At 51.4% G+C, this 17,996-nt stretch carries 15 protein-coding genes and 1 pseudogene; 10 read left to right on the top strand and 6 right to left on the bottom strand.

Features of this window, described 5'->3' with window-relative positions; translation table 11 throughout:
* Window positions 1–97 precede the first annotated feature (97 nt).
* From ftsA to BDT_RS15630, 5 genes and pseudogenes are all read left to right on the top strand, one after another.
* Complete coding sequence (gene ftsA / locus BDT_RS15650; RefSeq protein WP_011165549.1) at window positions 98–1,354, top strand: cell division protein FtsA; 1,257 nt, start codon at window positions 98–100, stop codon at window positions 1,352–1,354.
* Window positions 1,355–1,415: 61 nt separating this feature from the next.
* Window positions 1,416–2,414: pseudogene (ftsZ, locus tag BDT_RS19555) on the top strand (cell division protein FtsZ); the annotation flags it as partial.
* A 668-nt stretch (window positions 2,415–3,082) separates the two neighbouring features.
* Entirely contained in the window at window positions 3,083–3,841 is a 759-nt protein-coding gene (locus BDT_RS15640; RefSeq protein ID WP_015092211.1) for a UDP-2,3-diacylglucosamine diphosphatase, read from the top strand.
* A 92-nt stretch (window positions 3,842–3,933) separates the two neighbouring features.
* Entirely contained in the window at window positions 3,934–4,419 is a 486-nt protein-coding gene (locus BDT_RS15635; RefSeq protein ID WP_015092210.1) for a hypothetical protein, read from the top strand.
* 45 nt (window positions 4,420–4,464) lie between these two features.
* Window positions 4,465–5,223 (top strand): class I SAM-dependent methyltransferase, encoded by a 759-nt coding sequence (locus BDT_RS15630; protein ID WP_041577958.1) that lies wholly within the window; start codon window positions 4,465–4,467, stop codon window positions 5,221–5,223.
* Between the two features lie 27 nt (window positions 5,224–5,250).
* Here the strand turns inward: BDT_RS15630 and hmgA are convergent, their stop codons facing one another.
* On the bottom strand, window positions 5,251–6,540 hold the full coding sequence (hmgA, locus tag BDT_RS15625; protein ID WP_235046157.1) for a homogentisate 1,2-dioxygenase: 1,290 nt from the start codon (window positions 6,538–6,540) through the stop codon (window positions 5,251–5,253).
* A 111-nt stretch (window positions 6,541–6,651) separates the two neighbouring features.
* Here hmgA and BDT_RS15620 point away from each other — a divergent pair, with 111 nt between their 5' ends.
* The 3 genes from BDT_RS15620 to BDT_RS15610 all read left to right on the top strand — a co-directional run bounded on the left by BDT_RS15620 (window position 6,652) and on the right by BDT_RS15610 (window position 8,216).
* Window positions 6,652–7,071 (top strand): RrF2 family transcriptional regulator, encoded by a 420-nt coding sequence (locus BDT_RS15620; protein WP_041577957.1) that lies wholly within the window; start codon window positions 6,652–6,654, stop codon window positions 7,069–7,071.
* A gap of 59 nt (window positions 7,072–7,130) precedes the next feature.
* On the top strand, window positions 7,131–7,754 hold the full coding sequence (locus BDT_RS15615; RefSeq protein ID WP_015092206.1) for an NAD(P)-dependent oxidoreductase: 624 nt from the start codon (window positions 7,131–7,133) through the stop codon (window positions 7,752–7,754).
* Between the two features lie 69 nt (window positions 7,755–7,823).
* Window positions 7,824–8,216 carry a nuclear transport factor 2 family protein gene (locus BDT_RS15610; RefSeq protein ID WP_419144696.1) on the top strand — a complete coding sequence of 131 codons (393 nt, stop codon included), beginning with the start codon at window positions 7,824–7,826 and terminating at the stop codon, window positions 8,214–8,216.
* Here the strand turns inward: BDT_RS15610 and BDT_RS15605 are convergent.
* The 5 genes from BDT_RS15605 to BDT_RS15585 form a co-directional block, all read right to left on the bottom strand.
* Window positions 8,213–8,938: a phosphatase domain-containing putative toxin gene (locus BDT_RS15605; protein ID WP_015092204.1), complete on the bottom strand. Its 726-nt coding sequence runs from the start codon at window positions 8,936–8,938 to the stop codon at window positions 8,213–8,215. The two genes, BDT_RS15610 and BDT_RS15605, sit on opposite strands and share 4 nt — an antisense overlap.
* An 80-nt stretch (window positions 8,939–9,018) precedes the next feature.
* A complete protein-coding gene (locus BDT_RS15600; protein WP_015092203.1) occupies window positions 9,019–10,197 on the bottom strand; it encodes a hypothetical protein in 1,179 nt (392 codons plus the stop codon).
* A 110-nt stretch (window positions 10,198–10,307) separates the two neighbouring features.
* On the bottom strand, window positions 10,308–13,076 hold the full coding sequence (locus BDT_RS15595; protein ID WP_015092202.1) for a tail fiber domain-containing protein: 2,769 nt from the start codon (window positions 13,074–13,076) through the stop codon (window positions 10,308–10,310).
* Complete coding sequence (locus BDT_RS15590) at window positions 13,073–13,639, bottom strand: hypothetical protein (RefSeq protein ID WP_235046156.1); 567 nt, start codon at window positions 13,637–13,639, stop codon at window positions 13,073–13,075. The genes BDT_RS15595 and BDT_RS15590 overlap by 4 nt, the downstream gene beginning before the upstream one ends.
* A gap of 130 nt (window positions 13,640–13,769) precedes the next feature.
* A complete protein-coding gene (locus BDT_RS15585) occupies window positions 13,770–14,528 on the bottom strand; it encodes a hypothetical protein (RefSeq protein WP_041577956.1) in 759 nt (252 codons plus the stop codon).
* A 171-nt stretch (window positions 14,529–14,699) separates the two neighbouring features.
* On the opposite strand from BDT_RS15585, the gene BDT_RS15580 reads away from it, so the two are divergent.
* Window positions 14,700–15,248 (top strand): NUDIX domain-containing protein, encoded by a 549-nt coding sequence (locus BDT_RS15580; protein ID WP_015092199.1) that lies wholly within the window; start codon window positions 14,700–14,702, stop codon window positions 15,246–15,248.
* Window positions 15,249–15,264: 16 nt separating this feature from the next.
* A complete protein-coding gene (gene acnA, locus BDT_RS15575; protein WP_015092198.1) occupies window positions 15,265–17,949 on the top strand; it encodes an aconitate hydratase AcnA in 2,685 nt (894 codons plus the stop codon).
* Window positions 17,950–17,996 lie beyond the last annotated feature (47 nt).

Genomic DNA, 17,996 nt, shown 5'->3' with positions numbered 1-17,996 from the left:
AGTCGGGTAGATGCCCCCTTAGAAGCCCCTTAAAATGATTTTAACGGGTGGTCTTTCCTGAAACTTTTATAGTTTAGGCATCCGTGAGGACTTAAGGATGAGTACATCAAAACCCAAAGCTCCGGTATTGGCTGGCTTGGACATTGGTTCTACCAAGGTCTCTTTTGTCATCGGCACAGTTAATCCCGAAGGAAAAATCGAAGTCGCAGGCGTGGGCACCGCTCCCAATACAGGGATCCGCCAGGGTGTCGTAGTCAATATCGAAGCCACGACTGATTCCATTAGAAAAGCCAAAGAAGAAGCAGAATTGATGTCCGGTTACACCGTATCCGAAGTGTGGGTGGGTGTTGCTGGTTCGCACATTTCTTCATTTGATTCCAAGGGCATGGTCGCGATCAAGAACCGCGAAGTCACTGCCTCTGAAATTGACCGTGTTATCGAAGCTGCCAAGGCAGTGGCGGTTCCAACGGATCGTTCTGTTCTTCACGTACTTCCAAGAGAATTCAAAGTCGACGGCCAGGACGGGATCACAGATCCTATCGGCATGTCCGGCATCCGCTTGGAAGCCAATGTGCACATCGTGACCGGTGGTCAGAGTGCTATCAATAATACAGTAAAATGTGTTGAAAAAGCCGGTTTGAAAATCGCAGGCCTGGTTCTTTCCCAGCTGGCATCCGCTACTGCGGTGATGTCCAACGATGAAAAGAATCTGGGTGTGTGCGTGGTTGATATGGGTGGCGGCGCTTGTAACGCCCTTTACTTCGTCAACGGCAGTGTGGCTCACTCCTCTGTAATTCCAGTGGGTGGCCAGCACTTCACTCACGACGTGGCGGTGGGGTTGAGAACTCCGCAGTTCGCGGCGGAAGAGCTGAAAAAGAAGCATGGTTGTGCCATGGCTTCTATGGTGAATGAAAATGAAACTGTTGAGGTCGAGGGTGTCGGCGGAAGAAAATCCCGCGTGATTCCTCGCAAGGACCTTGCGGATGTTATCGAAGCTCGTGCAGAGGAGACTCTGAACCTGATTGCCAATGACATTCGTATGAGCGGCCTGATGCCAATGCTTGGTGGCGGGATTGTTCTTACAGGGGGCGCAAGCAACCTGGATGGTCTGATCGAGATGGGAGAGTTTATCTTTGATATTCCGGTTCGCAGAGGGGCACCTCGTGAAATCGGTGGTCTGACGGATGTGGTGAAGTCTGGAGAATTCTCCGCCGCTGTTGGACTGTTGCAGTATGCATTGGGGCAGAGAAAAGATCTGCTTCAAACGCACCAACAGCAACAGGAAGTGAACATTGGTGAATCGCTGGACGGGATCACCAAGAAGATCAAAGAATTTTTTGGACAGATTTTTTAAATTTATAGCCTGAGTTCGCCCAAGCCTCGGCGACGGCGGATGATTCTGTGGGGAGGATCAAATGTTTGAATTGGAAGAAAATATCAATATTGGTGCAAATATTAAAGTAGTGGGCGTCGGCGGTGGCGGCAGCAACGCAGTTGCCACAATGATCGAATCCGGCATGAACGGTGTTGAATTCATCGTTGCCAATACAGATATCCAGGCCCTGAACGCCAGCAAATCTCCGAATAAGATCCAGTTGGGTCTTGACCTTACAAAAGGTCTTGGCGCGGGTGCAAATCCGGATGTGGGTCGCAGAGCTGCGATCGAGTCCTACAATGAAATCGTTGAAAAATTGGAAGGCTCCGACATGGTCTTCGTCACTGCGGGTATGGGTGGCGGAACTGGGACTGGTGGCGCTCCGATCGTCGCGAAGATTGCGCGTGAGCTTGGCGCACTGACTATCGGTGTTGTTACCAAACCCTTCCTGTTCGAAGGAAAAAAACGCGGCAAACACGCTGAAGGCGGTCTGTCTGAACTGAAAGAAAACGTGGACACTCTGATCGTGATCCCGAATCAGAAACTTCTTTCCATCGCGGCGGAAAGAACTCCGCTTCTGGAAACCTTCAAAAAAGCGGACGAAGTTCTTCTTCAGGCTGTTAAAGGTATCTCTGATCTGATCAACATCCGCGGTCTTATCAATCTGGACTTCGCAGATATCCGCACTGTTATGTCCTCCAAAGGCATTGCAATCATGGGTACTGGCGCAGCTAAAGGTGACAACCGTGCGGTTGAAGCGGCTACTGCGGCGATCTCTTCTCCATTGCTGGAAAATGTGAAGATCGATGGCGCTACTGGCATCATCATCAACGTAACTGGTGGTTCTGACCTTTCTTTGTATGAAGTGAACGAAGCTTCCACTCTGATCACTGAAGCGGCTCATGAAGATGCAGAAATCATCTTCGGTGCGGTTATCGATGAAAGCATGGGCGATGAAGTTCGTGTGACTGTGATCGCAACTGGTTTCGATGCTCACGACGTGAAGCTTGTGAACGACATGGCTCAGGTTAATCAAATGCAGAATTTCCTGAACCAGAACGCAGCTCACTTCGGTGGCATGAACATGCAGATGCCGCAAATGCCGCAACAGATGGCTCAAATGCCACAGATGCCGGTAATGCCGCAGATGCCACAAATGCCTCAGTACCCGCAAATGCCGGTTATGCCGACTATGCCACAAATGCCAGTTATGCCTCAGATGCCAGCGGTTGAACTTCCGCCGATCACTGCGGTTCAGACTCAGGTTCAGTCTTTTACGCTTCAACCACAGCAGACAGAGGCAGCTCCTCAGGTTACTGAGACTGTGGTTGTTCCCCCTGTAGCTGCCGTGACTCCACAGATGGCTCAGCAGGCAGCACAAAACATGATGCCTCAGATGCCGGTTCAGGCTCAGCAGGTTCCTGCACAACAGGAAGTTGCAACCCCGATCCAGCCGCAAGTGGAATCATCTTTGTCCCCGCGTGACATGTTGCTGGCTAAAGCCCGCGCTTTCAAAGAAAGCCAGGACTTGAAATCCAAGCACAATAACCCGGAACAGCTGTCCATGAATGTGGATCACGAACAGCAGTCTTTGGAAGAAGCGCGCCGCATGGCTCGTGAAGTCCTGAGCTCTCCGTTCTCCAGCCAGAATCTTGAAGTTCCTGCCTTTATCCGCAAGAAACAAGGATTCGATCTGAATAAAGAATAGTGGAAGCCTGGTTCATATCCGACATTCACTTGAAAACCGCTGAAGAGCGCAATGGGAAAATCCTGTTGCGCTTTTTGCGTTCTTTGCTGGCGGGCAATCCGCAGCAAGTTCACCTTTTCATGCTCGGGGATATCTTCGATCTGTGGGTGGGTGGTCATACCTATTTCGCCAAAAAATTCGAACCTTTGATGCAGACACTGGGAGACCTTCGCAAAGCCGGGGCCCGGATCACGTTCATCGAAGGAAACCACGATGTTCACGTGGAGGGTTACTTCCAAAAACGTCTGGGGATCGAAGTTTTTGTCGAGGCTCAGTATTATCTGATCGACGGGGTTCGTGTGCGTTGTGAGCACGGGGATCTGATCAATATGAATGACGAGAAGTATCTTAAATACCGCAGCATCATTCGCAATCCCTATATCAAACCACTGGGAAATATTCTGCCGGGTAAGTTCTGGGATCACATCGGAAACAAAGCCAGCAAAAAAAGCCGCGAACGCAGTGGACATTATCGTGTGTCCAATGAAGGTGAGCTGATCACGATGATTCGCAAGCACACTCCGGTAGCCTATGCGGAAAAGCCTTTTGATCTGATTGTCTCTGGACACATGCACGTGTTTGACGATCACACCGAAGCCATCAACGGGCACTCCGTGCGCTCGGTGAATCTGGGGTCGTGGTTTGAAGAGCGCGTGAAAGTCTTCTGTCTGAAAAATGGCGTGGGCGAATGGGTGTATCTTCCTTCTGAAGAGTCCTAAGTACTACGCCGAATCCTCTGGATCACTTAAAAGTCTGAAGTTTTGCGGTCACGGTCTGCAGGGCGTATCCTTTTTGTATTCAAGGAGGAATTATGAAAAAAGCCGCCAGCGCTTTGGTGTTTTTGTTTGCCATGACAACTCAAGCCGCCGTGGAAATGACGGTGCAAAAAGAGGCCTTCGTCATTCATTCCACGTCCATCAGCTGCATGGCTTATCAGGACGGATCAAATCGTCGTGATATTGCTTCTCCGTACATTGATATTCCACAGATTCGTATCGCCAACCGCAGTGGGGAATTTTTTGCGCCGGCAATGATTCAGGTCACCTTCAAGTCCTCAATTCGTTCTTACACCTGCACTTATTCTGACTATCAGCTGGATGCCATTGGTATTCCGGTGCGCATGACCAACAACGAAATTCTTGATCTGACTTGTCCGATCAAGTGCGGCGGCTTGCCAATCGGCAGCCCTGAAAAAGTCACAGCCACTGTCGAGTTGATCGGGTACACCGAATCCGGCAACGGCCATATGACGCCCGTTAAAATCCAAAAGAAAATGGACATCATCAACCCCAACTAAAAGGTACCTGCTTACTTTTCCGAAGCGTTGCGGTATAGTTCAGATATGGATTTCAAACCGACTCAACGCTTTAGTGACCGGGTTGATAACTACGTCAAGTTTCGACCCTCGTATCCCTCCGAACTGCTTAAGTTTTTCATCGACCAATTGGGGTTAAGGCCGGACATGGCGGTGGCTGATGTGGGTTCGGGGACGGGGATTTCGACCGAGATCTTTTTGGACAACGGAAACAAAGTTTACGGTGTAGAGCCCAACGCCAAAATGCGGGCTGCTGCTGAAAAGACGCTGGTGGGTTATCCTGACTTTCACAGTGTGAACGGTTCATCGGAAAACACCGGGCTGCCTGCCGACAGCGTGGATTTCGTGATTGCCGCTCAAGCCTTTCACTGGTTTGAGCCGGTGGCGACGCAGAAAGAGTTCAAACGCATTCTGAAATCGCCGGGAACGGCGGCGTTGATCTGGAATGATCGTCGTATGACGGGCACGGGATTTAACGTGGACTATGAAGCACTGATTGCGAACTATGGTTCAGATTATAAGCAGGTTCGTCACAACAATATCGATCAGGCGCAGATTGAAAGTTTTCTGGGTGCCTACAATGAGCATGTGATTTTCAATTATCAGGATCTGGATTTCGCAGGATTGCTGGGGCGGTTGTTGTCTTCTTCGTACATGCCTCAGATGGACAGTGCAGCGTATCCCGCGATGAAAGCCGAATTGGAAGCGATCTTCGATAAATATCAGAAAAACGGAATGGTGCGGATTGAATACGACACGCGTATTTTTCACGCCCGAATGAAATAAAAAAGCCGGGTTGCCCCGGCTTTTTCTTTATTTGAAGTATTTCTTAAAACCCTGCCAGCAGTTCTGATAGTCGTCCTGCAGGAAGTCTTTTCCCATCGCGAAGTCCGTCACCATATATGGTGAACGGGATTCAAACATAAAGGCCATGGTGGCTTCGATTTTGTGCGGTTTCAAATCCGCGTTGCTGGCTTTTTCAAATGCATCCACATCCGGCCCGTGAGCGGAATAGAAGTTGTGCAGGCTGCCGCCGCCAGGAACAAAGCCCCCAGCGGTTTTCGCGTCGTATTCGCCATAGATCAAACCCATGTATTCGCTCATGCAGTTGCGGTGGAAGTACGGCGGGCGGAAGGTGTGTTCACCCACCATCCAGCGTGGCGGGAAGATCGCAAAGTCCACGTTCGCGGTGCCCGGAACTTCACTTGGTGAAGTCAGCACAGTGAAGATGGATGGATCTGGATGATCATAGCTGACAGTGTTGATGGTGTTAAATTTGCGTAGGTCATACTTGAATGGAACAAAGTTTCCATGCCATGCAACCACATCCAGTGGCGAGTGACCGATTTCAGCGCCCCACAGTTCGCCGGCAAATTTGCCGACCAGTTCAAACTTTCCTTCTTTGTCTTCGAACGCCGCCACCGGAGTCAGGAAGTGACGACGGTGTGCAAGGCCGTTGGCGCCAATCGGGCCCAGATCCGGCAGTCTGAATGCCGCACCAAAGTTTTCACCGATATAACCAGTGCAAGTGGTGCCTTCTTTCAGTGGATTCACCTGGAACTTCATTCCACGGGGAACCAGTGCGATTTCGCCGGGTTCAACTTCCATAAAGCCCATTTCGGTTTTCACATGCAAAGAACCTTTTTGAGGAACCAGCAGGAAGTCACCATCGGCATTCATGAAGTAACGCGTGTCCATGGACTTGTTGAAGGAATAAAGATGCGCATTCAAACCACGTTGTTCGTGCACAGAGCCTGTGCCACACACCGTGCGGATGCCTTCCACGAAATCCTGCTTCGCGGAAGTTTCAGCCAGCGGATTCCAGCGCATTTGATTGGGATTGATGTGCTGAGGCTTGAAGAAGGTTTTGGAAGTCAGATCCTTCAACGGAGCAAAAGGCTTGTGCATCACGGACGGGCGGATGCGATACAGCCAGGAAAACATATTGGAATGACGAGGAGCTGTAAAGGCCGTGCCGCTAAGCTGTTCAGGGTAAAGACCCGCCGGGGCCTTTTGTGGAGAGTTCTGGTCCTGAGGCAAAGAGTTCGGGCGAGCTTCTGTGGAAAAGTGATTTCCGAAACCTGATAAGTATTTTGTTTCCATATGGGACAGATAATCAGGTCCCAGGTAAAAAATCAACAGGGATGCCCCTCAACCGCGGGGGCTGATAAATGACCTCTTGACGGGCTTAAATGAAACTAATATAGTTACAGTATGGCAGCTAATAGCAGATTCGCAGTTGCGACTCATATTATGACCCTGGTAGCTCACGATGCCCCCAATGGGGAGCTTCTGAAGAGCGACATTGTGGCGGGAAGCGTCAACACCAATCCGGTGGTGGTGCGCCGTCTGATGGCCGAGCTTTCCAAAGCGGGTCTGCTGACTTGTCATCAGGGAAAAGGCGGCGGAGTCGAACTGGCCCGACCGGCAGAGAAGATCACCCTGCGTGACATTTATCAGGCCGTTGGTGAATCCGACGTATTTGCTTTCAACCCGAACCGGCCCAATACAAGATGTCCTGTCAGCACCAGCATGGCGAAGCTGCTGACGCCGGTATTTTCGGAAGTGAATGACTGCGTGGCAGATCAGCTGAAGCAGACGAAGCTTTCGGATCTGGTTCACAAGGTCGACTAGGGCTTCTGTTTTTTTGCATTAAACTGTAACAAATATGGTTACTAACAAAGGAGAAAACCATGAATGTAGCACTGATCGGAGCTTCCGGATTTATCGGAACCGACATTTTGGAAGAACTGCTAAGCCGCGGACACAAAGTCACCGCCATTGTCAGAAATCCCGAAAAAATCAAATCCCGCGAAAATCTGCTGGTGAAAAAAGCCGATGTCACTGACACGGACAAGCTGGCTGAAATTCTGAAGGGTCAGGACGCTGTTGTGAGTGCCTATAATCCAGGAACTGACATGAGTGTGACTGGCGCCAAATCCTATGCAGCCGCAACGAAAAAAGCTGGCATCAAACGTCTGCTGATTGTGGGTGGGGCCGGGTCTTTGGAGATTTCTCCGGGAGTGCAGTTGGTGGATACGCCTCAGTTCCCCGCGGAATGGAAAGACGGCGCACGCGCCACGCGCGAGATTCTGAACTTCATCCGCACCCAGAACGATCTGGATTGGACCTTCTTCAGTCCGGCACTGATGATCGAACCAGGGCCTCGCACCGGCAAGTTCCGTCTGGGAAAAGACAATCCGGTCTTTGATGCAAAAAACGAAAGCCGAATTTCCACCGCCGACTATGCTGTCGCCATGGTGGATGAACTGGAAAAATCCCTGCACCTTAAACAACGTTTCACCATTGGTTACTAGAAAGGGCATTCGATGAAAGCATTTAAAGCAGTAACTGCCGCATTGATTCTGTCTTTGGCCCTTCCGGCGATGGCAAAGAAAACCACCGTGGAAGAAAATAAAAAAATCGTCACTGATTTCTATAATATGGTCTTTCGAGATCACAAGGTTCAGGAAGCCGCCGACAAGTACTTTGGTTCAAAGTACATTCAGCACAATCCCATGGTTCCGGACGGGGTGAAACCGTTCACGGGCTATTTCATTCCGCACTTCAAAGCCAATCCTGAAGCTCGCAGCGAAATCAAGCGTGTGGTTGCTGAAGGGGATCTGGTGGTTTTGCATGTCTTGTCCAAACAGAACAAAGACGACCGCGGACGCGCGATCGTGGACATCTTCCGTGTTGAAGGCGGCAAGATTGTCGAGCACTGGGACGTGATTCAGGAGATTCCTGAAAAGGCCGCAAATACCAACACCATGTTCTAGTTTCTTTTGCTGACGCAGCGGAAAGCCGCAGCGTTTTCAATCACGGGTTCCTGATTGCACAGGGACCCGTGCAGGTTCTGCCCGCGTGCGCGGGCTTCTGTCAGCACCGTGGCCATTTTCAGATAGGTCGGCGTCAGTGTTTCACGAATCTTGGCGACAACCTCTTTGTAAGGCTTGCGTGGATTACCCGCTTCATAACCCCGGGCACACATTTCGGTTTTAAAGGCCTGTGCTGCCGTTTCAAATTCACCGGTCCACAGGCCCCACAGACCCGCCAGATAACCCGTGCGGTCTTCACCCACCGTGCAGTGGAAGTAAATGCTTCTTCCGGCCTTTACTGATCTTTCAATTGTTTTTAAAGCCTCAATCGTCATGCGGCAGGCCGCTTTGTAGTCATGCAGGTCTTTCCACGGAAAGGGCACATGAGTGATCGCCGCGGCAGAAAGACCCGCGTTTTGCAGCTGGGTGATTTCTTTGGCCACTTCGCCTTTGGTGTCGGTTTTAAAGATCAGAACTTCTTCGATGCCGGAATCCAGCAGCTCATGAATCTGGGCCTTGTTTCTGGGCTCCATCCCACGCACCACACGAGCGCCACTGGCGTCGCTATATACTTCGTGCGAATTGGGAATGCTTAAACCTTCAATCGTGCCGCCAAAGGCTGACTGCAGGGACCAGGCGGGGGAGCAGATCAAAAGAATAAAACTGATCAGAAGTGCTTTCATGGCCCCGGTTTCTATTTAAAAACCGGGGGACTGGCAAGTTAGCAGGTGGAAACTTAGTATTCCCGGAAGGAATGATAAGCTTATGGCAGAAGCATGATGGCAGGGCTGCGAAGCTCTTTACCGCTTGCATCCACGCTGATGGCCTGAACCTGATACTGCAAACCATGGATCAGACCGCTTAAGACGGCTTTATGGCTTGTGACCATCTCGCTATCAACCGCGGTGTACATTTCCTCACCCGTGAAGATATTGACGATATAGATCTGGCTTGAGGACGGGAAGTTTGTCGACCAGGTAATTTCTGCATTCGGAGCGGCCACCGAGGCCACCTTGAAGTCGCTTAAAGCAAAGTCCGGTTCCACGCACGGATTCGGTTTCAAAGGAGGCATGCGGAAGTTGGCCGGCGCAACCACATCCCAGCCCGTGGCTTCCAGGAACTTCACCGCCGCTTGTTTTTTTCCGTTGTTCGGGTTGTAGAAGAAATTGTTGCTTTGAATGCCGCACAGGGAATGCGACGAAGGCTTTTTCCAGCTTTGGGCCTTTTTGTGATGTTTCCACAGCATCACATTGGCAATGTGATAGCGCGGCCCCTGATAGTACAGAATACGGATCGGCAGTTCGGTGTCCTTTTTCATTTCCACCGTGCGGAAAGGACAGCCCAGACGGGTCGGGTGCACGCCGTCGTTATTCACCAGTTCATTCCATGCGTCGCCCTCTTTCACAAACAGGCGGGCACCGTCATCAGACAGCAATGAAATTTCATAGTGGCCTTCACGATCCTGATCTGAAAGTTTCAGGACGGAGGTGTATTCGATGGCAAAGTTTTCGATCAGTTTGTTGCCGCTGGCATCCATCAGCACTTCGCCGTTCCTGGTGGCAAAGCCGTCAGTGAAAACGCGCGTCGGTACATTGACGTCCGAAAAATACAGATCCTGCTCAAGCTTCACACCGTTGTTGTAATAGTCCATCACGCTTTTGACCGGACTGGACATCTCAGGGCTTTTTACGAAGAGCTTCGCAAACAGACCGTTTTCGGTATTGTTGGCAGAACCGCTGCCCAGGGGATCACAGACGGTTTTTTCCGGATCGGCAAAGTCCACCGATCCGATGCTTTCGCCGGTAGGGGTTTTTCCGCTGCCGTGATAACTGCAGGTGATTTTTTTCAGCAGGCCACGCGCGCGAAGATTGGGTTCATTTTGTTTTTTCGCCAGTGCGAAAGGGGACACCAACAGCACGGCCATCAATAGTGATTTTGTCATTACGTACCTCTACAATCAGCTATCTATAAGATTAACAAAATTGTAAAAACTGTGGAAGTATCCCCCACACGTCGTACTGTAATGGTATGTTTTGAAGTTTCGAAATGAGATTACTGCAGGCCAAGTTTGGCTTTGATCATTTCCAGGTCTTTTTTGAGACTCTTGTTTTCATCTTCCAGCGCCTTGATGCGCAGGTCTTTCGCAGCAGCATCTTCTTCCAAAGAAGCGACTTTTCGAGTGATGGTGTTCAGTTGATCCTGCGTGGCTTTGCACATGCCGTGAAGGTCTTTCACCGCATTCACGGTCGCCCAGTGAATGGGGTCGACATTCAGTTCAAGATAGCCGTCAGCGCGGGTTTTCACTGCATCCGGAATCACCTGCTGAACTTCCTGGGCGATGAAGCCCACCATAGGAACATCCGAAGGGATTTTCGCGGCGTTGCCAGCTTTGTAATTGTAACGAACTGTGTGCAGTTTCAGAATTTCATTCAAGCCGTATTCATAATCGCCATGCACGTCTTTCAGGCGTGCATCGGATGCCACTGTCCATGCAGAACCTGTACTTAATCCGGCAGTCCCGGTCACGTGAATGGTGTAAGTCGGTGCCGCGGTATTGATACCAAAGTTCCCGGTGGCGCGATCAATTGTCACTGCCGCTCCCAGCGTGGTGCCAGCGTCATCATAGCGAAGGATACTGAAGTTCGAACCCAGGTTGGATCCGCTTTCGGATACCGCATTAACCATCATCGACCAGCGATTGATATTGGTTTTTCTGTAGATCAAAGACGGATTATAATTCAGCGCCGTGGAATCTAACACCACACCACCTGTGGCCGAAGACACGAAGCGCGCCACTTCACCGGATCCGAGCACATGCAGGGGCGTCGCTGGGGTGGTTGTTCCAATACCCACGCGGCCGTTATCGTCGATCGTCATGCGGGTCGTATTGTTGGTTTCAAGCGACAGGCTGAAGGCATCGTTGGTGCCCACGATCATCGGGATTCCCAAAGAGTTCCCTGAATTCACAATCACACCCAAGGAACTGTAGCTGGAACAGCCGGCAACACCCATGGCATCAAAGGCAATGGCCTGACCGATGCCGCACGAAAATTCAGTGAATGCATTGGCTGATCCGTTGGTCATCAGTATTTTATTTGCCGCGATGGTGCCAGTGCCGGTACCACCTTTTGAAACCGGGACTATCGAAGGGAATGATGCCGGATTCACGCTGACGGTGCCGGATGTGACATTCAGACCACTTCCGATTTGCACAACACCTTTGGTGCTGGCGGTGGCATCGTTGACCGAGATAGTCGGCGTTGTGGTGTTGTTGGAAACAACCACCGGAGCCGTGCCAGTCACATTCGTGACGGTGCCCGTGGGAATCGAGATCCATTTCACACCGTTGGCATCAGCAGTATCCGCGGTCAGAACCTGGCCAGGGGATCCCGCAGGCAGGCGAACGTTGTTTGTACCGTTGTGAACCAGAATATCGCCTTTGCTTGTCAGCGGGGATAGAGTCGCCATCGCGCCAACAACAGAGGATGCACCAGTACCACCGTTCGCAATGGGCAGGACTCCCGTGACTTGGGACGTAAGACTGATCGGGGTTGCCGCTCCACCGCCCCCCAGAGTGCTCCATGAGGACCCATTGTCGCGATAGATCTGATGAGTGTCTGAAGAAATATAAAGAAGGCCTGCATTACCCGCAGCCGGACGGGCCGCATCTATGCCAGACATGATTCCTGCCGTGCCACCAAAGTTTTTAACAGCATCCAGGATGCCATAACCAGAAAGTGAAGATGGCAAACCCGTGGTGATTTTATTCCAGTCCAGGGACGGAATATCCGCAGCCACCAGTGCTGAGCCCGCAGTCACGCGGCCTTTCGCATCAACGGTCACTTTGGGATAAGTGCCAGGGGTGCCGACACTTGCAAGGCTGAGGGCACCAGAGTAATCCAAAGTCGCATCGCCACTGACGGGAACTTCCACAGACATGCCGCTGCTGCCAACCCAAATTCGGCCCGTGGAAAGGGACTTGTCTTGCTTGTTGTTGAAGGCCTGCCAGTCTGCGGAACTCAAATAACCGTTAGTGGTGGAGTTGGCTTGTGTGATGAACAGATCCGGCACGGCTGCAGTTCCGGCAACACCCAAAGGTGATTGGGCTGTCACGGAAGTGACCGAGCCGCCTCCACCGCTGGCAGAAATCGTAATGCCACCGGAAGAGTTGGTGATATTGATACCGGAACCCGCCGTCAAATTTGCCGGGGTATAGCCGGTGCCAGTGCCAATCAGAACCTGACCGTTGGCGCCCGCTGTTGTGAACATATTCAAAACACTGTTCAAAGTGCTGTAGCGGCTGAAAACACTGTCAACATTGGTTTGAGTTGTCGACGCTGAAACCTGTACAAAGTCTGCGGCGGTTTTGTCGGCAAGACGGGCGGCATTGATGGCAAATGGAACCGTATTGATCGCCACATCCGGCGTCAGATCGGTTCCGCCCACACGCACGCGCAAAGAACGGGTTGTGAATCCCGATGCCGTCACGGTGCTGGTGTCAGAACAGGTCACACTGCCGGCAGACGCAAAAATGCGATCCGCGGTATTGCCCGTGGAATCCGTGCGTGTGCCACTGCCGACAATCACACTGAATTCACCGCTGGAACCAGGGGTGATGCTGTGGGTTTCTTCAAACACCACACAAGTGGATGGATAGATAATCTGTAAAAGAACGGTCTGGGTTGTGGTGATCGGAGTGCCCGCGGCATCCGTCAGCAAACCTTCATAAGTGAACAACGGACCTGGCGACGGCGAAGCTGCCTGAGCCGGAACCGAAGCTGTCGTCAAAATCAGCATAAGGGAATAAATCAGATTTTTCATTCTGTGATTCTCCCTTTGATTTTAAAGTTGCCGCCCGTGGCGACATGCTGCTGCTGATGACGAAGGCGGCTTTTTACGCGGTATCCACCACCGGCCTGTTCGGCACTGCCAATCAGGATGTCCTGACTGCGGGTGGATGACGGGGAATAAAGCACTGTTACTTCTTTGTAGAAGAAATTGTTCTTGCGCGGTTGTGCGCGGAATTTCACTTTCAGAGTTTGCCCGGGTGAAATCGCCAAAGAGCTCCACGGGGATTTCAGATTGGACAGACTGACGGTGAACTTGCCGTTCACACACGATGACGGCGCGGTGACGTCATAACTGGTCGGCGTGATCCAGGTGACACCGCCATCGAGACTCATGTCGATGTTGCCGATGAAGTTGGCGCAAGAGGCTTGTAATGGCACACTGTTCAGGCTGGAAGTGACAACGTGACTTGGATTGAACTCAAGACTTTCCACAGAACGCAGAATCGACACTGTCGGACTGGCGTCCGAGCAGGCAGAGAGGATCGATACGATCATCCCTAATATGGCGATTTTATTCACGTCCCGTGTATTCATGCTTGTTAAAATATCGGCAAAAACTGAAGACTTCTAAAGTCGCCTGGTGTCTCAGGGCGGGAATAAAAAAAGCCACCTTCTGGAGGTGGCTTTTTGAGCGAATCAGTACTGAAACAAGACACTAGTCTTGCTAGAAATTCATCGTGTAACCGATCAGGCCCTGCACTCCGGACATGGTCGTCGACAAGTCCTTGCCATTGCGCTCGACTTCGGAATCGCCACCGCACTGGCTGACGCCCGGGATGTCGCTGGCACCGGTACAGTTTCCTCCGGTTGTCAGATTTCGTTCAATAGGCATGTAACGGATATTGCCTTCCACCGTCAGACAGTGAGCGTCGGTGAAGCAGAAGTCCACACCGATACCACCCATGGCGCCAAAGGCACTGCCTTTGAAATCCAGATTCTTGGTGCCGGCGGTGATTTCACCACTCAAGGAACCGTAACCCAGGCCTGTCTGCATGTAGAACTTGATGAAAGAATTTTCCAGCGGATACATGCGGAAGATCGGGAAGACAGTGAATCCCGTCAGTTTGTAATCGTAACTTCCGTCAGTGCCTGAACCTTCAGTGCTTTGCATGAAGTAAGAAGGGCGGAAGACAAATGCATAAGAAGTCCCGCTGAAGCGGTAAGACCAGTTGGCATAAAATTCCCAGGCACTGCCCAGAGATTTGGTGTCAGCGTTGGCGGCGCTCGCACGAGCGGCGTCAATCAACGAGTTCATGTCATTTTGTCCGGCAGAAACAGTCGACAGACCGATTCCCAAAGACATGTCGCCTGAAAGGCTGGGACCGCGACTAAGGCGGCGTTGGGCGTTTGCATCCTGGGCAAACATGAGCGAAGCAAGAAGAGCGGTGGACATGAATATTCCCACCTTGGTCAAAGCTCTCATAGTGATCCTCCTGATCTTTCAAATTTGATTTAACACAAGTCTATACAACACTCTTGAATTCAACATCTATGAGCCTCATCCATTCTACACCTTTTGGACAAAAGGCGGGACCATCTTTGGTCCAGACGAAATGGAGCGACTTCAGCGTGTCTGTATGAGACTCTGAACACCATGAAGCATTTGGAAGAAAAGACGCTGTCCACGCGTCAGATTTTTAAAGGACGATACCTCAAAATTGAACAGGATCAGGTGCGGGCCCCTGACGGGCGCACGTACACTCGTGAATACATTCTGCATCCCGGCGCGGCCATGATGATTCCGCTTTTGCCGAATGGAAATGTCGTGATGATTCATCAGTACCGCCATGCCGTAAAGAAAGTTTTTCTCGAGTTCCCGGCCGGAAAAAGGGATCACAATGAAGAAACCCTGCTGACAGCAAAACGAGAACTGCTCGAAGAGACCGGTTATGAAGCCAAAGACTGGAAGTTCCTGACCACAATTCACCCGGTCATTGGTTATTCCAACGAACACATTGATTTGTATCTGGCCAAGGATTTGACTCAGCTCCAACAGCGTCTGGATCAGGGCGAGTTTATTGAGGTTGTCGAAGTAAAACCCGCGGATCTGATGCAGCTTGTTCTCGAGGGAAAAGTCAGCGATGTGAAAACCCAGATCGGGGCTTTTTGGCTTGATAAATTCCTAAGAGGGGAGTGGAATTGAGAGGAAGGAGCCTCTCATGTTCATTCAATCCAAAGACAGTTTTAAGACGAAATCGAAACTTCAGGTGGGCTCTCAGAGCTACACCACTTTCAACGCTCAGAAAATCCAGCATCCCAATATAAAAAAACTACCGGTGTCGCTGAAGGTCCTTTTGGAAAACCTTCTGCGCCACGAGGATGGTCTGCATGTCAGCAAAGAGGACATTGATTCCCTGCTGAGCCTGAGCACCGAATCCCTTTCCCGCGAAATTTCTTTCTTCCCGGCGCGAGTGCTGATGCAGGACTTCACCGGTGTACCGGCAGTCGTGGATCTGGCAGCAATGCGTGACGCGATGAAAGCTCTGGGTGGTGATCCGAAAAAGATCAACCCGCTGGTGCCAGTGGATCTGGTGATTGACCACTCGGTGATGGTCGATGCTTTCGGTACGCCGAAGTCCTTTGATGAAAACGTTAAGATGGAATTTGAACGAAACCACGAACGTTATGTCTTCCTGAAATGGGGGCAGAACGCGTTTCAGAATTTCAAAGTGGTTCCGCCGGGCACCGGTATTTGCCACCAGGTGAATCTGGAGTATTTGGGTAAAACGGTTTGGTCCAATCAAGGGTCGGATGGTGCCAATGCCTTCCCGGACACGCTGGTGGGCACAGACAGTCATACCACCATGATCAACGGTCTGGCCGTGCTGGGCTGGGGTGTCGGTGGTATCGAGGCGGAAGCGGTGATGCTGGGGCAACCTCTCAGCATGCTGATTCCGGAAGTGGTCGGATTTAAGCTGGATGGCAAGATGCAAGAAGGCACGACCGCGACGGATCTTGTTCTGACCATCACGCAGATGCTGCGAAAAAAAGGTGTGGTCGGAAAATTTGTTGAATTCTATGGCCCGGGTCTGGCGTCCATGTCCTTGGCGGATCGTGCGACGATTGCCAACATGGCTCCGGAATACGGTGCAACCTGCGGGTTCTTCCCGGTGGACGAACAGACAATGAAGTATCTGCGTCTGTCCGGCCGTGATGCCGCAACGATTGCTTTGGTTGAGGCTTATGCAAAAGAAACCGGTTTGTGGCGTTCAGAAGAAGCTGAAAAGCACTATCACTTCAACGACACTCTTCATCTGGACATGTCCACGGTGGTGCCGTCACTGGCAGGACCGAAACGCCCGCAGGACCGTGTGGTTCTGGCTGGAGCTGCTGAAGACTTCAAAAAACAACTGGTCGCAGGATTCCAGGTAGAAGCCGACAAAACGACCAAATCCGCGTCGGCGGTTGCTGTGGACAGTCAAAATTATTCTTTGGGTCACGGGGATGTGGTTATCGCCGCGATCACCAGTTGCACGAACACTTCCAATCCCTCGGTGATGATCGGTGCCGGTCTGGTGGCGAAGAAAGCCGTGGAAAAAGGCCTGACCGTGAAGCCGTGGGTGAAAACATCCCTGGCTCCGGGGTCTCAGGTGGTGACGGACTATCTAGAGCGCGCAGGTTTGCAGACTTATCTGGATAAACTTGGCTTCAATCTTGTGGGTTATGGTTGCACGACTTGTATCGGAAATTCCGGTCCGCTGGATGCGCCGGTGGCAGGGGCCGTTGAAAAAGGAAATCTGGTTGTGGCGTCGGTTCTTTCCGGAAACCGCAACTTTGAAGGCCGTATCAATCCGCACGTGAAAGCGAACTATCTGGCGTCCCCGATGCTGGTGGTGGCGCACGCTTTGGCGGGTAATATGATGATCGATATCACCAGGGATTCTCTGGGCGAAGATTCTGCCGGCAAGCCGGTGTACCTGAAAGACATCTGGCCAAGTACTCAGGAAATCCAGGATACCATCAACAAGACTGTTGAAACGAAAATGTTCGACACTCGTTATGGAAATGTTTTCGCGGGCACAGAAGACTGGCAGAAAATCAATACCACGTCATCACAGGTATACAGCTGGGAAAAAAGCACCTACATCAAGAATCCACCGTACTTTGAAGGCATGGGTCTGAAGCCGGAAGCGGTTCATGATGTGAAAGGGGCTCGTCCTTTGGCTATCTTGGGTGATTCTATCACGACGGACCATATTTCACCGGCCGGAAGTATTAAGAAAGATTCTCCGGCAGGACGTTATCTGACGTCCCATGGAGTGGAAGCTCATGACTTCAACTCGTACGGATCCCGTCGTGGTAATGACGAGGTGATGGTGCGTGGTACGTTTGCCAATATCCGCATCAAGAACGAAATGCTTCAGGGTGTGGAAGGCGGCATGACCAAGTACGTGCCAAGCGGCGAAACGCTGGCCATTTACGATGCCTCCGTGAAGTATCAGTCCACGATGACACCTTTGGTGGTGATCGCGGGTAAAGAGTACGGCACAGGATCTTCCCGTGACTGGGCAGCCAAGGGCACTCGTTTGTTGGGTGTGAAAGCTGTGATCGCGGAAAGTTTTGAGCGTATTCACCGTTCCAACCTGATTGGTATGGGGGTTCTGCCTTTGCAATTCCATCCGGGCACTGATCGCAAGACTTTGCATTTGGATGGCACTGAGACTTTCGATATTTCCGGCATTGCAGCCGGGATGAAGCCGCAGCAGGATTTGACGTTGACCATTCATCGCGCCAACGGTCAGAAAGAGGACGTGAAAGTACGTTCTCGCATCGACACCGCGGTTGAACTTGAGTACTACAAAAATGGGGGCATCCTCCATTACGTGCTTCGCAAGCTGGTCTAGTTCCTTACACAATTCACAAGCTCTCGCCTGAACAGGCGAGAGCTTTG

Source organism: Bdellovibrio bacteriovorus str. Tiberius, from assembly GCF_000317895.1.
Lineage (GTDB): Bacteria > Bdellovibrionota > Bdellovibrionia > Bdellovibrionales > Bdellovibrionaceae > Bdellovibrio > Bdellovibrio bacteriovorus_F.
This window is presented reverse-complemented; position numbering and strand designations above follow the sequence as displayed.